14 protein-coding genes are annotated in these 13,889 nt (G+C 51.1%); 3 read left to right on the forward strand and 11 right to left on the reverse strand.

From position 1 onward, the window contains the following. Positions 1 to 28: 28 nt before the first annotated feature. Positions 29 to 1,441, forward strand: coding sequence for a transcriptional regulator PpsR (gene ppsR / locus QZ279_RS06215; protein ID WP_293449310.1), 1,413 nt, complete (start codon positions 29 to 31; stop codon positions 1,439 to 1,441). Here the strand turns inward: ppsR and QZ279_RS06220 are convergent. The 4 genes from QZ279_RS06220 to QZ279_RS06235 all read right to left on the reverse strand — a co-directional run bounded on the left by QZ279_RS06220 (position 1,438) and on the right by QZ279_RS06235 (position 6,065). Continuing rightward, positions 1,438 to 2,289, reverse strand: a complete 852-nt coding sequence (locus QZ279_RS06220) for a cobalamin-dependent protein (protein ID WP_293449311.1) — start codon at positions 2,287 to 2,289, stop codon at positions 1,438 to 1,440. The genes ppsR and QZ279_RS06220 overlap by 4 nt on opposite strands. 275 nt (positions 2,290 to 2,564) lie before the next feature. Continuing rightward, a complete protein-coding gene (locus tag QZ279_RS06225) occupies positions 2,565 to 3,170 on the reverse strand; it encodes a response regulator (RefSeq protein ID WP_293449312.1) in 606 nt (201 codons plus the stop codon). Next, positions 3,163 to 5,502 (reverse strand): ATP-binding protein, encoded by a 2,340-nt coding sequence (locus tag QZ279_RS06230; RefSeq protein WP_293449313.1) that lies wholly within the window; start codon positions 5,500 to 5,502, stop codon positions 3,163 to 3,165. The genes QZ279_RS06225 and QZ279_RS06230 overlap by 8 nt, the downstream gene beginning before the upstream one ends. After that, positions 5,448 to 6,065 carry a biliverdin-producing heme oxygenase gene (locus tag QZ279_RS06235; RefSeq protein WP_293449314.1) on the reverse strand — a complete coding sequence of 206 codons (618 nt, stop codon included), beginning with the start codon at positions 6,063 to 6,065 and terminating at the stop codon, positions 5,448 to 5,450. Before QZ279_RS06235 ends, QZ279_RS06230 begins: the two co-directional genes overlap by 55 nt. Positions 6,066 to 6,292: 227 nt before the next feature. Between QZ279_RS06235 and hemF the strand changes: the two genes are divergently transcribed. Together hemF and QZ279_RS06245 are read left to right on the forward strand one after the other, a co-directional pair. Beyond that, the gene (gene hemF, locus QZ279_RS06240) at positions 6,293 to 7,183 is read left to right on the forward strand and encodes an oxygen-dependent coproporphyrinogen oxidase (protein WP_293449315.1); all 891 of its coding nucleotides are present in this window, start codon (positions 6,293 to 6,295) and stop codon (positions 7,181 to 7,183) included. A 167-nt stretch (positions 7,184 to 7,350) separates the two neighbouring features. Beyond that, positions 7,351 to 8,631, forward strand: coding sequence for a DUF3422 domain-containing protein (locus tag QZ279_RS06245; protein ID WP_293449316.1), 1,281 nt, complete (start codon positions 7,351 to 7,353; stop codon positions 8,629 to 8,631). 15 nt (positions 8,632 to 8,646) lie between these two features. On the opposite strand, the gene QZ279_RS06250 is transcribed toward QZ279_RS06245, so the two are convergent. The 7 genes from QZ279_RS06250 to QZ279_RS06275 all read right to left on the reverse strand — a co-directional run. Continuing rightward, positions 8,647 to 9,411 (reverse strand): FGGY-family carbohydrate kinase, encoded by a 765-nt coding sequence (locus QZ279_RS06250; RefSeq protein ID WP_293449317.1) that lies wholly within the window; start codon positions 9,409 to 9,411, stop codon positions 8,647 to 8,649. Then, positions 9,305 to 9,817 carry an FGGY family carbohydrate kinase gene (locus tag QZ279_RS15690; RefSeq protein ID WP_366513892.1) on the reverse strand — a complete coding sequence of 171 codons (513 nt, stop codon included), beginning with the start codon at positions 9,815 to 9,817 and terminating at the stop codon, positions 9,305 to 9,307. The genes QZ279_RS06250 and QZ279_RS15690 overlap by 107 nt, the downstream gene beginning before the upstream one ends. Further along, positions 9,787 to 10,104, reverse strand: a complete 318-nt coding sequence (locus QZ279_RS06255; protein ID WP_293449318.1) for an FGGY family carbohydrate kinase — start codon at positions 10,102 to 10,104, stop codon at positions 9,787 to 9,789. The genes QZ279_RS15690 and QZ279_RS06255 overlap by 31 nt, the downstream gene beginning before the upstream one ends. 34 nt (positions 10,105 to 10,138) lie before the next feature. Then, positions 10,139 to 11,542, reverse strand: a complete 1,404-nt coding sequence (locus QZ279_RS06260) for an FAD-binding oxidoreductase (RefSeq protein ID WP_293449319.1) — start codon at positions 11,540 to 11,542, stop codon at positions 10,139 to 10,141. A 49-nt stretch (positions 11,543 to 11,591) separates the two neighbouring features. Continuing rightward, positions 11,592 to 12,575, reverse strand: a complete 984-nt coding sequence (gene lpxK, locus QZ279_RS06265) for a tetraacyldisaccharide 4'-kinase (protein WP_293449320.1) — start codon at positions 12,573 to 12,575, stop codon at positions 11,592 to 11,594. Next, complete coding sequence (locus QZ279_RS06270) at positions 12,572 to 13,786, reverse strand: glycosyltransferase N-terminal domain-containing protein (RefSeq protein ID WP_293449322.1); 1,215 nt, start codon at positions 13,784 to 13,786, stop codon at positions 12,572 to 12,574. Before QZ279_RS06270 ends, lpxK begins: the two co-directional genes overlap by 4 nt. Positions 13,787 to 13,793: 7 nt before the next feature. Continuing rightward, on the reverse strand, positions 13,794 to 13,889 hold a 96-nt coding region (locus QZ279_RS06275; RefSeq protein ID WP_293449338.1), incomplete at its 5' end, for a DUF4170 domain-containing protein.

Genomic DNA, 13,889 nt, shown 5'->3' on the forward strand with positions numbered 1-13,889 from the left:
AACCCGAAGACCCAAAAGGCCACGACGAATGATGTCACACAGTGAATTGATCTGGACCGAAGGTTTGATCCCCATGATCAAGCCTGGCGTTGCCGCGGATATCATTTCTGCGGTCTCTGATCTCGCGCTCGTGATTTCAGAATCTGGGCAAGTGACTGGTGTCATGTGTAGTCCCGATTTTGTGGGCAAGCCGATCTTTTCAAAACTCAAAGGTGCTGCGCTAAAAGACTATTTGAACGTCGAATCTATCCCAAAATTCGAAGCACGTCTGGAGCAGTTTCTTGCTGATCCAAATGGGGTTCTTCCCGTTGAATTGAACCATTGTGCATTTGATGGGTATCCCAAACTTCCCGTGCGCTACAGCTTCCACAAGACTGGAACCAATGGCAGTATTTTGTTGCTTGGCAGCGATCTTCGATCGACTGCAGAAATGCAGCAACAATTGGTTGCCGCGCAAATCGCACTGGAAAATGACTACGAAGCACAACGTGAACATGACATTCGCTTGCGAGTCTTGATGGAATCTTCTGATGTACCAACCGTTTTTATATCGGTCGCAACTGGCAACATCGCAGCCTGTAATGCCGCGGCTGAATTGCTGTTGGACAAGCAACGCGAAGAATTGATCGACGCATCTTTTGCCAGCGAATTCGAAGCCAAAGGGCGCAGGGACGTAGTGGGCCGTATGGTTGCCGCTGCAACAGAACAGACAGATTCTCCTGTTGTTGCCAAAAGCATAAAGGGCAATCGCAGATTAACCCTGACACCGACGCTATTTCGCGGTGCGAGTGGGCAAATGTTGCTGTGTAAAATCAAGTTGGCAGGCGGGCAGGCGACATCGCCAGACCAGCTTCAAAGCCATCTTTCAGATCTTTACCAGAACGGTGTCGATTCCATCGTCTTCGTCAGCTCGGTTGGTCACGTTCTTAGTTCAAATGAAGCGTTCTTGAAACTGGCCAATGTCACCCATTCTCAGAGTATCCGTGGCCGACCGATGGTTGAATTTTTCACCCGTGGTTCTGTTGATCTGAATGTAATGATGGAAAACGCGCGCCGTAATGGCAGCATGCGCCTTTATGCGACGAAGATCGTGAACGAACATGGTGTCGAACGCGCGGTTGAGATTTCTACGACCCAACTTAAAGCTGGTGGCGACCCGATCTTTGCGATGATTATTCGCGATTCTCGTCGTGTTGAAACAGTACGTTCGCCCACTAAGTCGATTACAGACGTTGATATGCACTCTGTGATTGAGTTGATTGGAGGACAATCATTAAAGGACATCGTGGCCAAAACCACTGACGTTGTTGAAAAGATGTGCATCGAAACGGCGGTTGAAATGACCTCCAACAACCGTGTGGCCGCAGCTGAGATGCTAGGGTTGTCGCGCCAATCGCTTTATGTGAAGTTGCGTAAATATGGGTTGGTTAGCAAAACCTAAGCGCCCGCACCCATGTTCTGATCCCAAAGCGTATTTAACTGCTCTTTCGCTTCTTCTAGCGTACCAGCAATTCCATCCAACCCCATCAATGACAACATCGGACGCGCCTCTTCGATGTTTTGACCGCTGACCATCAAAATTGCTTGCGGACAACTGATGTGCAGCGCAACCACCAAACGTGAAAGTGCTTCAACAGAATGACCGCCCCCAATAGACAATCCGACTATGCCTGTTGGCAATTGTTCAATCTCGGCTACAAGCTGGTCGTGATCTAACCCCACTTTTAGCGAAATTTCCCAACCCTCTTTGCGGAAAATATCGGCTGCCATGCGCACACCCAGCGTGTGACTTTCGCCTGGAACAGACGCAAAAATGGCGGTCTTGTCTTGTGCGGGAATTTTGGGTTCGAACAGATGTCGCATGCTGCGCATGATCGCAAACATACGGCCCGTTCCGACAGTGACTTGTGAAAAGTTGACGCGATCTTGGTCCCAAAGGTCGCCCAGCATTCTGGCCGCCGCGGCGAGCTGTTTGATATAAATTTCTTCTGCATTCGCACCACTCGCGCGCAGACCGATCACAATGTTGGCTGCTGCTTTGTCGTCGTCAGAAATCAGCGCTTTGCAAAGCGTTTCAAGCTCTTCTTGCGTGGCTTCGTGCGAGACGTGTTCAAGTGTGCTGTCCTTAGACGCGACGCGCAGGATAACTTCGCGTGCCAGATCAATCACTAAATTTTCAGGCAACTTTTCATTAAGGCGACGAATATTCGCTTGGCTTCGTTTATAGACATCGAATTCAAGAGGGTCGCTGACCGCTCTAGATACTGAAACATTCTGTTCCCCGGACATCTGTGTCGTCTCCAAATCTGCCGCAGCATTGAATTCTCTCTGATGCATAGTTCTGGGCCAAGATCGTCCAAGTTGAACTGTTGACTAAACAGAATTATCGCCGTGCCAACCTTCTGTAAAGCCACATAAAATCACGGATGATCTTGTGGATTTTCGAGTGTTGATTCGGTGATCAAAAATTCAAACTATACATTCTCTCCAGTATACTTCTGCATTCTGTTTCTGAGATAGATCGGATTTACCACTGCGTAATACTACCTACGCATGTATGCGGGCTAAGCGAGCATGCGGAACAAATCCGCAATTCCGCGCGCGTGCATTTTTTCGCGAATGCGCGAACGGTGCCCCTCAACGGTGCGCTGGCTGACAGCCAATTCATTCGCTATCTCTTTGTTCAGCTTGCCCAAAAGCAAGTGATCCAAGACTTCACGCTCACGTTCTGTCAGCTTTGATAAGCGGTCCGCGACAATCTTCTTGGATACAAGCGTGGGCTGGTGATTGAACAACATCCCTGACGCAACATTTACCGATTCAAGAAGTTCATTCTCGGAGGCGGGCTTTTCAATGAAGTCAATCGCACCCGCGCGCATTGCTTTCACAGCAATCGGAACATCGCCATGCGCAGTGATTACGATGATTGGTAGAATGATACCATTATCGCTCAGATGTGTTTGAAGCTGCGTTCCGCTCATACCGGGCAAACGTAAATCAAGGATCATACAGGCGCGTACATCGGGGTCGTATATTTGAAGAAATGCTTCCGCAGATGGACAGGGTATCGTGCTATGGCCATGCGCTTGCAGCAAGGCACACAACGATTTCAGAACGCCAGCGTCATCCTCAACAACATAGATTGAGAACTGTTCATCTCGATTAGTCATCAAGCTCCCCTCTTAGCGGAAGTTGGAATACAAGCGTTGCACCGCGTTCGGACGGTTCTGTCCAAATACGACCCGAGTGCGCCTCAACAATTGAACGACACAGAGACAAACCAATCCCCATCCCTTTGGTAGTGGAAGCGTGAAAAGGTTCAAATACATATTTTTGCGCATCCATCGGAATACCGAGCCCTGTATCACTGACGCTTACCTGCACATGTTCGCCCACAAGCTTCACATCCAGTGTTAGGATTTTCGGCGTCGCATCTTTCATTGCGGTGATACTGTTAAGCGCGAGGTTCAAAATAACCTGACCCATCTGAACAGGATCCGCAAAAATGGGCGGCAAATCAGGGTCTAACTTGAATTCAACCTCCAAATCCGGAAGATCACGTGACACCAGCGCAAGTCCGATACTATGTTTGATCGTCGCGTTAAGATCGATATAGTCCGCATTTAGATCACCCCGAGAGATGAAATCGCGAACCCGCCTGATTAACTCGCCTGCGCGCGCTGTTTCTGACAATGCATCATCAATCAAAAGCTTGGCCTGAGCAGGAATGGCAACACCTGCATTCTTAAACTCTTGCTGACACGCGCTGACATAATTCGAAATCGCGGACAGGGGTTGATTCAATTCATGCGCAATCGCAGACGCCAGTTCGCCTAAGGAACTTGCTCGTGCAGCATCCAGAAACGTGTTGCGCAACCGTAATTCTTCGGCTTCCGCGCTTCTTTGCGCCTCAAGTGCGAGACGCTCGCGTTCCACACTGTTCAACGCAAACAGGGCACGACGCAAAATCCGCAAGGCATCGCGATCTGCATCGTCATAAGGCTTGCTTTTATCCTCGCGTTCTTCTTGCCAAAGCGCGAACGATCCGCGCGGGGACAAACGACTGACGCCGTTTTCGTCGATCCTTTCGATCTTTTCGGGCTTACCCGCCCAGCGGATCGTTTGATGATAGTTACCGCGCAGGAACACTAGAAAATCTTTACCATCATCTGACAAGCTTAATAGCGCGGCCCCAACGATTGTTGTTTTCTGCGTTTCGCTCAAGTCCAGAACGCTAGACAGACAGTCACTGGTCGCGACCCCATCAACCGATAGTTTGCGCAGGGCCGTATAATCAATGGGACTATCTGCCGCCAAACCAGCCTGAATACGCTCTCTGCCAAGCGCCAGATACAATCCCTTCGCCTCGCTCAATTCAATCATCTTTTCGGCTTTCTCTTCTATCAGAGAGCGCAGTGGGACGCCTGCCCGAACCTGTTTTTCAATCAGAAACGATGTCTTTTCTGCAGCAATGCCTTTGCTCAATTTGTTTGAATTCTCGATGCTCTGCAATAATGCGGACGTCGTGACACCGAGCAATTCTGCAAACCGCATGCGGCTGGATGACACCAGACGCGGACTATAATGATGACACGCCACCAAGCCCCAAAGTTTATTGTTAGTGATCAGCGATATCGACATGCTTGCACCAACGCCCATGTTTCCAAGATATTCCAAATGCACAGGTGCAACGGCGCGCAGCTTGGAAAACGTTAGATCCAAAGGTGTCTCAGACGCAGCATCTGCGACCTCACCTGACAGGCCGACAATGGGAACCCCGACGCCTTTGATGTCAGGAATAGAGCGCATGACATTCAACGTGAAATGACGCCGCGCTGGTTCGGGAATATCTGAAGCAGGATAGTGTAAACCCAAGAAACTGTCAGGGCGATTGGTGCTTTCTGCGATCACCTCACCGTGCTTATCTTCAGCGAACTTATAGATCATCACCCGATCAAAACCGGTCACATCCCGAATAAGCCGCGCGCTGGCTTCGGCAAGTTCTCCTAACGCATCGGGTTTGATCAATTCCGAAATAATGCCCCGCCGCAGCAATTCATCTTCCCAAACAACCGCAGGGGCAGGCTTGGTCGGTAGGAATTCAAGAATAACGTGACCCTTGCTGCGATGATGCAAGCATTCGGCCTTGATTGTCTGACCACTGCGACCCTCAAATTCGATAAACCAGGGGTTCAATAGTTCGGGGGATACTGTTTCTTCGGGCTGCTCGGGCAATTGAGTGGCGTTTTGTTCGCCTACAAGAAAACCAAGCGGCTTGCCAAGGATGTCCTCAGGAGCGAAGCCCACGAAATCAAACGTGTTCAGGCTGGCATATGAAATGATCAGGCTATCCGCGTCCAATGCGATCAAGGCCCCGTGCGGTTGTACAGCCCCGATCAAATGGATCGGTTCATTATCGCATGTTTCCAGATCAACCTTGTTCGCCGTCACGAGTGCGCGCTTTCCATCAACCGTATCGGTTGATCCAAAGGGGCAAGCCAATCCGCGAGCGCCTGAAACGTATGATTTGCCCCGTTAATCACAGGGCTTTGAGCAGCGTCCGAGGCATCAAGGTGTAGAATATAGTCCAATGTCATAGACCACCGAATTTTATTCTGCGCACGTGACCACGCCCAAAACTGACGGCCATTTTCCGTATCTTTGCTTAGCAATTTTTGCGCGGCACGATCGATTTGCGCAGCGCCCAAAGTGGATCCCTCAATGACATACAAAACGCCCGCTAGCGTGGCCGGGGTCACCACATCGAACATACGATCACACCGCGGGATCAACGCGATCTTCGCAGGTGTTAGCCCAAGCGATCGAAGATCTTGCGCGAAAAGGCCCGCACGTTTGGCATATCGGAAACCGCCCATCGCGTCTGCGCTGACGTCTATGCTAAGTGCAATTGCATCATCCAGCGCAGCGTAAAATCCGTAGAACCGCTCAAGCAAGTCGCGGTATTTCTGCAAGTCGATTGTTTGTTCAAACAATGCCACGAAATGCGAATGATGGTGCAATTGTTCATGCACGACCTTAGTTTGTTGGCGAAGCCCTTTGAGCATCGTGCACCTTTGCAATTCAGCACTTTGGACCAACAAACCCACTCCAAATGTATCCTTAACTATCGAAATAGTGCGCCATCCGCATTCCTCAAGCAAGTTAAGTTATCTAAATTTGGCATTCTTGCCGAACTTAACCAGCCAAGCGCTTGATCTATGACGTTTCAGCGATAGAATTGTCTCAACAGTATGACCGCAAGATGGTCACCAAAGGTACGAGGCATCCGACCATGAGCGACACGTTCGAAACTGAAAAAGCGCAGACCTCTCAGTGGTTCGAAACCCTGCGTGACCAAATCGTGACCGCCTTTGTGGGGATGGAAAACGCCGATCATGATGGCCCGACATCGCATTTACCTGCTGGTCAGTTTGAAAGAACGCAAACCAGACGCAGTGCCGGTGATGGCAGTGACGCGGGGGGTGGCCTAATGTCTGTGATGCGCGGTGGTCGTGTCTTTGAAAAAGTGGGCGTAAACACATCAACCGTGTTCGGCGAACTTGGCGAGGCAGCTCAAAAATCCATGGCCGCGCGCGGTGTTCCTGGCATGTCGCAGGATCCCCGCTTTTGGGCGTCGGGCATTTCATTGGTCGCGCACATGCAGAACCCACATGCACCAGCCGTTCACATGAACACACGCATGTTCTGGACGCCTCACGCGTGGTGGTTTGGCGGTGGCTCTGATTTGAACCCATGTATCGAGTACGATGAAGACACTGCACATTTTCATGCCACACAGAAAGAGCATTTGGATAAACACGACACGGATCTCTACCCAAAACTCAAGGAATGGGCCGACGAGTATTTCTTTATTCCGCATCGTGGTCGCGCGCGTGGCGTAGGCGGAATATTTATGGATGATCGTTGCACGGGCGATTGGGCTGCAGATTTTGCACTGACCCAAGACATTGGCCGCGCGTTTTTGCCTGCATACATGCCCTTGATCGAAGCGCGCCATAAACAGACATGGACCGACGCTGACAAAGACACGCAACTTATCCATCGTGGTCTTTATGCTGAATATAACCTTGTTTATGATCGCGGGACCAAGTTCGGCCTGACCACAGGACACGATGCGAATGCTGTCTTGATGAGCCTCCCTCCAATGGCGAAATGGACCTAACGACGCGAACGTAATGCTGGCAGCGTTGGGTGAACCAACCAATGGCACCGGGCATTGTATACCATTGTGTTCCGTTAACATATTGTGAATTAACGATTTTTTACTTGGCGTAGTGATGTGTTTCCGCTAATCTCTAGGCTAGGGATCAGAAAACGTTGGATCAAGTCATGCCCACCATCAGCGATCATCCGCTTCGTTATGCCCTAACGAACGAATTGCACGCGCGCCCGTTTCCCTCGGTCGCAGCGCCCAGTCATGCGGTGTATCTTGCGATGAAACGCAAAGAGGGGGCAGCAGGATCGGATCGCGCGGCGGAATGGGATCACTTGCTGGACCTGCTAAACCGCTTTGGCGCGCAGCACCCTCAACCTGACGCCACGCATTATTCAGGCCAGATCGGGCGCTTTACCCTGAAATGGGAGAGCCACACTGAATTCGTGACCTATACGATTTTCACGGAAGGGGCTGTGGATCACCCATTTGCGGCAGATGCCTTTGCGGTTTTCCCCGAAGATTGGCTTGCAGCCGCGCCTGGACAGCGGGTCAGCTCTGCGATCATCCAAATTGAACAGACCGCCGAAGAAGCGGATATGCTCGACAAAGCCTCTAAATGGTTTGTTCCTGAGAGCATTGCGATCAGTCGTGTTCTTGATGGCGCCTTGGTGGTCGCAGCTGATTTTCGGATTGATAGCGCGGGCCACATGCGGTTTGCGGTCTTCGCACGTGACGAAGTCGGCACACGTCGGATTGGCCGCGTAATACAGCGCTTGTGCGAGATTGAGACCTATAAGTCCATGGCCATGCTCGGCCTGATGCGCGCACGCGAAATGAGCAGTGAACTCGCCCTGATAGATACGAAACTAACCAGCTTACTCTCGGACATGGCTGGAACTGCCTCTGATCCTGCAAGCGTCCTTTCCCAATTGTTAGAAGTCTCCGCACAAGTGGAAAACATGAGCGTTCAGTCGGCGTATCGCTTTGCGGCGACGGGTGCATATGAAAAGATCGTAAATCAGCGCATTGAAGTGCTGCGCGAAGAACGCTTTTTGGGCCGACAAACCTTTGGTGAATTTATGGTCCGCAGGTTTGACCCCTCTATGCGCACTGTGAATGCGACAGAACGCAGGCTGCAAGTCATGTCAGATCGTGCGCTGCGTGCGGGTGAACTGCTGCGCACTAAAGTCGATGTTGAACGCTCTGCACAAAACCAAGCCTTGCTAACCAGCATGGACAAGCGTGCAGAACTTCAGCTGCGTTTGCAGAAAACCGTTGAAGGTTTGTCCATCGTTGCGGTCAGCTATTACGCGGTGAATATTGTGCTCTATCTTCTGGGGCCACTTGAAAAAACGTTGGCCATCTCCAAAACTATCTTGGCCGCGGGCGTAACGCCTTTGGTGCTGATCTGTGTCTGGCTCTTGTTGCGTAATCTAAAGAAAAAGATTGGCTAGGCATCCTCTCACAGCTCAGCCAGCGTTTCCTAAACCTTTAAGTGAGCGGTAAAGCTCACGATACTGTTCTAAACGCATGAACACCTCTGCTTGCTTCTCCGGATAAAATACATCTGAAAATGTGGGTTCAATCTGGAGATCGGCTTGACTGCGTTGACCTAAACCTACTTCAGCTAAAAGTGCTGCACCATATGCAGCGCCTTGGTCACCAAGCTTGACGCGTCCAACAGTTTGGTCGAGTGTCGACGCAAGCGTTTGCAGAATTAGGGTGCTTCTACTGCCACCCCCAATGACAGGGATAATGCCTGTCATCTGAACATTTGCACCAAAACTGTCCTTGGCATCGCGCATCATGAAAGCGATCGCTTCCACAACGGCGCGTGCCATTTCAGCCCGCCCTGTCGCGTCTTCGATCCCATAGAAACTTGCCTGAATGTTGGGATCCCCATGGGGGCTACGTTCTCCGGTAAGGTAGGGAAGAAACAAGGGGACACGTGACAGGTTTGCGTTGCTGGCTTCTTCAAGCATTTGAGGGACAGAACAATTGAGAATGGACGCAAACCAAGACAAGGGACGCGCGCCATTCAACATCGCAGCCATTCTGTACCAGCGCTTTGGAAGGGTATGGCAAAATGCGTGAACAAACTGATCTGGATTGGGTTGGTAGTGGTCATTAACAATCAGAAGCTGACCAGACGTTCCGAGCGATATGAAAGACTGCCCGGGTGTTGTCGCACCAATTGAAATAGCACCAACAGCGGCATCGCCCCCCCCCTGCAAAGACAGGAATCCCCTTGGGTACTCCTAGTGCTGTGCTGGCAAGTGAAGTCACCTCACCGGCTTTGTCAAAGCCATTGAGAAGCGGTGGAAGCCAGTTCAGGTCAACGTCGCTGGCATCGCATAACAGTGAACTCCATTCCCTTTTTCCTTGGTCCAACCAAAGCGTACCGGCCGCATCGGAGGTATCAGTCACATGACAACCTGTGAGCCAGAGAGTTATGAAGTCCTTTGGAAGCAAAATTTTGTTAATTTTGGCGAAGACCAGAGGCTCATGGGCCTTAAGCCACATTAGTTTAGGGGCGGTAAACCCAGGCTGAGGAGGGACCCCCGCAATCATACCTATATCCGGAATTCGACTTGTAAGAGTTTCAGACTCTAACGTGCTACGACTATCATTCCAAAGAATTGCAGGACGTAAAACATCATCTTTTTAATCGAGAAGGACTGCGCCATGCATCTGACCAGAAAGGAAATTCCAGAGATAGTGTCACTAGAAATTCCTGCATTTGAGACCGCCTCGCGCAGAGCATTTTCTGTCGCTGTGATCCAATCCAAGGGATCTTGTTCAGACCAGCCGGGGCGGGGTGATGAACTGGATAAATTGGCGGACCCAGATCCAATCACCGCACCTTGCCGTGTCAGAACGCATTTTACAGCGGACGTTCCTAGATCAATTCCGAGTGCTACTGTCATACAAAACGTCTCCCCCGAAGCTAACGCGTAAGCTCTATTGTGGTAAAACCTTTCCTGGGTTCATGATATTGTTCGGATCAAGCGCCTGTTTGATTGCCTTCATCGCCGCAATGGAAACGGGGTCCTTGCGCCGCGCCATTGAAGACAGCTTACTAACGCCAATGCCATGCTCGGCCGAAAAACTACCGCCAAGTTTCAGAGTTTCATCCTCAACGGCTTCAGTGATTGCATCATGGACCTGTGGATCTTGGCTTTTGCCCCAAACAGAATAGTGAACATTGCCATCCCCAAGGTGCGAAACGATCATCGCTTTCGCACCTTCGTCAAGCTGTGGAAGTCGTTTCTCCATAGCTAAAATAAAGTCGGCAACCTTTTCAAGCGGAACTGCGATGTCGTGATTGATCAATGGCTTGTGCGTAAGCACAACTTCAGCAGCAGCTTCTCTGCGGCTCCACATTTCTTTGCGTTGCGCATCATTTTGCGCGACCGTCGCATCAAGGATTGCACCCGTTTCGAACAGTCCCGCTAGAATTTCTTCAAATTCAGAAACAAGGGGTGTTTGACCAGTGTCATCCACGTTGGCTTTCGCGGCAATTGTTGTCCCTATCTCGACCATTATATTGACGTCGTAGGGCTGATCGAAGGGTTCCCGCGCGCCGTTGGTTATTTCTAAATGCCGCTCGATGTAGGCGCGTGGCATAAATTCGAATGCTTCAACTGCACCGCCCGTTGCGTCCTGCAGTTTGTTCAAAAGTTGCAGACTTTCCCCGATAGAGGGCGCAGCGACCATCGCTGTTGCATAGGCCAATGGCTTTGGCGCTAGCTTCAAAACGGCTTTTGTGATCAAGCCCAAAGTGCCCTCAGCACCAATCACCAGATGTTTAAGATTATAACCAGAATTGTCCTTGCGTAGCTCAGACATAAGGTTCGCGACTTCCCCTGTGGGTAAGACCACTTCGACACCAAGCACGAGATCACGCGTGTTGCCGTAGCGCACAACGTTTGAGCCACCAGCATTGGTCGACATACATCCCCCAATCAAGGCAGTTCCACGCGCACCAAAGGTTAATGGAAAAACTAAACCTTCTTTGTCAGCCGCAGCGTGAATGTCAGAGAGAATGACACCCGCCTCAACAATCGCGATCCGAGAGTCCTTACGGACATCGTGGATACGGTTCATTCGCTCCATAGAGATCATTATGTGACCGTCGCCAGACGCACCGCCTGCAAGACCCGTGTTTCCACTAACCGGCACTATGGGCGTCATGGTTTCGTTGCCAAGCACCACAATCTCAGAAACTTCTTGCGTCGTAGCGGGACGCACAACTGCGATTGGGTTTGAATGATATTGGCCCATCCAATCTTCGCGCCAACGTGCGATGTCGCTGCCGGTCAGGACATGCTGAGCCCCTACGATTTCTGCTAATTTATTGATCATAGTTTTCTCACTCAAAATGAATTTGGCGCATGGATCAGTAGATTTTGGGTCACACTCCAAGCGCTGTCAACGCAACTCGCAGCGTCGCGTCATCTTTAAGTTTGAGACGGACAGGCACGGTCACGACATTTTGGCGCAGCGCTGATGGAAGACGCACTGCGTCTTTTTCGGTCGTAACAAGCTGCGCGTCATTCATACGCGCCTCTGTTTCCAACCGGGCCATCAATGCGCGTGTAAGGGTTTGATGATCGCTGAGGGCCTCTGCACGGATAAGGTCGGCCCCCAAGCCCCTTAAAGTGTCAAAGAACTTTTCTGGGTGCCCGATACCTGCAAACGCGACGCAGCGCATTCCTTCAAAGTCGATACCAGTTTGCAAGGGTTCCAGATGGCCTTGCAGGTGGGGGACTGCGAAGTTCCATCCCTTATCAAACTTGGCCTGAGCATCAGGTGAGCCGATAGAAAGAACAAAGTCTGCGCGCTCTAAACCAACGTCAACAGTTTCGCGTAAAGGCCCCGCAGGCAGGCAAAGGCCATTTCCAAACCCTTTGTTTGCGTCCACGACGACGATCGAAAGGGTCTTAGTAACGGATGGATTTTGAAACCCATCATCCATCAAGATATGGCTGGCACCAGCGGCACATGCAGCTTCGATACCCAGCGCGCGATCTTTAGAAACCCATGTCGGTGCAAATGCTGCAAGCAACAGAGGTTCGTCGCCTACCAAATTTGCATCGTCCGTACTTTGAACCAGATGCGGACCGGCAATTTCGCCACCAAACCCACGCGAAACCATATGAGGTGTGGCACCCATTTCGCTGAGCATCTGAGCTAACGCTATCGTTGTCGGCGTCTTTCCAGTTCCGCCTGCATTAAGATTGCCAATGCAGATCACAGGAACGGGCGGGTCATACGTTGCTGGCTTAGCGATGCGCCATGCCGTTAGCGCGCCATAAACACGTCCTAAAGGCGCAAGACATTTCGCGCGCCAGTCTAGCGCATCAGGGCGCGTGTACCAAAATCCAGGGGCTCTCATGACGCGCTTTCTAACGCGTCAAGATGGTCATGAATATCGTCAATCACGGAATCTGTTGCCTCGGCTCCCTCCGAAATCGTTGCCCACGCAGCATGTGCCATCAACGCCGATTGATCTGCTGCCAATAATTGCTCGATTGCCTGCGCAAGGCTGTCAGCATCATTCACAATGCGGGCACCGCCAACCGAGGCCAAACGCGAATAACTACTGGTGTGACGGCCCACGTTGGGGCCATAAATAATTGCTGACCCCAGCGTCGCGGGTACATATGGATCGCACCCTCCGTGCAATGGCTTCAGTGAGCTACCCAAAAAACAAAAGGGCGCAATTCGATACCAAAGGCCCATCTCTTCGGGTTCTTCTACTAAAATGACTTGGGTGTTTTCTTCAATCAAGTCGCCATCTTCCCAGTGACACACGCGCCAACCCTGCGATTTTAAGAGCGCACGGGCTTCCACGCTAACGGGAAAGGACGCCGCAACAAGGACAAGAGCCAAACGATGCGTCAACTTAGAAGTCGCACGATGGGCGCGCAGGACGGCCTTGAGTTCATCTTCTTGAATGTGAGCCGCAAGCCAAACGGGGCGGCCATTCAAGTCGGTCGAAACAGATTCAAAAACGCTTTCATTGACGGTTGGTGGGAGGACAGCATCTTGTAGTAAGTCTTGCATTGAAACCTTGCGGCGTGCACCGCCCATTTTACGCAAGGCTTTATATCCATTGGCATCACGAGCCGAAAGACTAAGGAATGCACCCAACGTTTCGCGTGCGAGTGAGGGCAACCAGCGCCAAATTGATTGATCCAAGAGATCTGCCTGCGCTGACAACAGCGACATTGGAATTTCGAATGCCTTTGCTTCTGCGATCAAGGCGGGACGCAATTCACCACCAAACCAGAGACATAGAGCAGGTCTCCAGTGTTCTAAAAACCACTTGGAAGTTTCCGTTGTATCAACAGGAAGCGAGTGACAAAAAACACCCTTTTTGGATGTGAGGCGCGGCATTTTTCCGACGTAAGTGATGAGCAAAGAACATGGCCCGCGCATTTGGCGCAAGCGTTCAACAAGGTACACAAGCGCGCGCGCGGAGGCTTCGTCATGAACGACACCCCAGATCAGAGGCCCCGCAGGGCGCTCTGGATAGGGATCAGATTGAGGAATGGTCATGCTTTTGGCCAGTGCCTTATAGGCGGTCAGGCTCAGCGAACTCATGGTGGTTTTATCCCAGCTCTTCCGTTGATGAGGCTTCGGTGTCTTCCTGACGCAAACGATGCAAATGGGCGATAAAGTAGCGCATGTGAGCGTTATCGACGGT

Source organism: Planktotalea sp., from assembly GCF_018607965.1.
Lineage (GTDB): Bacteria > Pseudomonadota > Alphaproteobacteria > Rhodobacterales > Rhodobacteraceae > Planktotalea.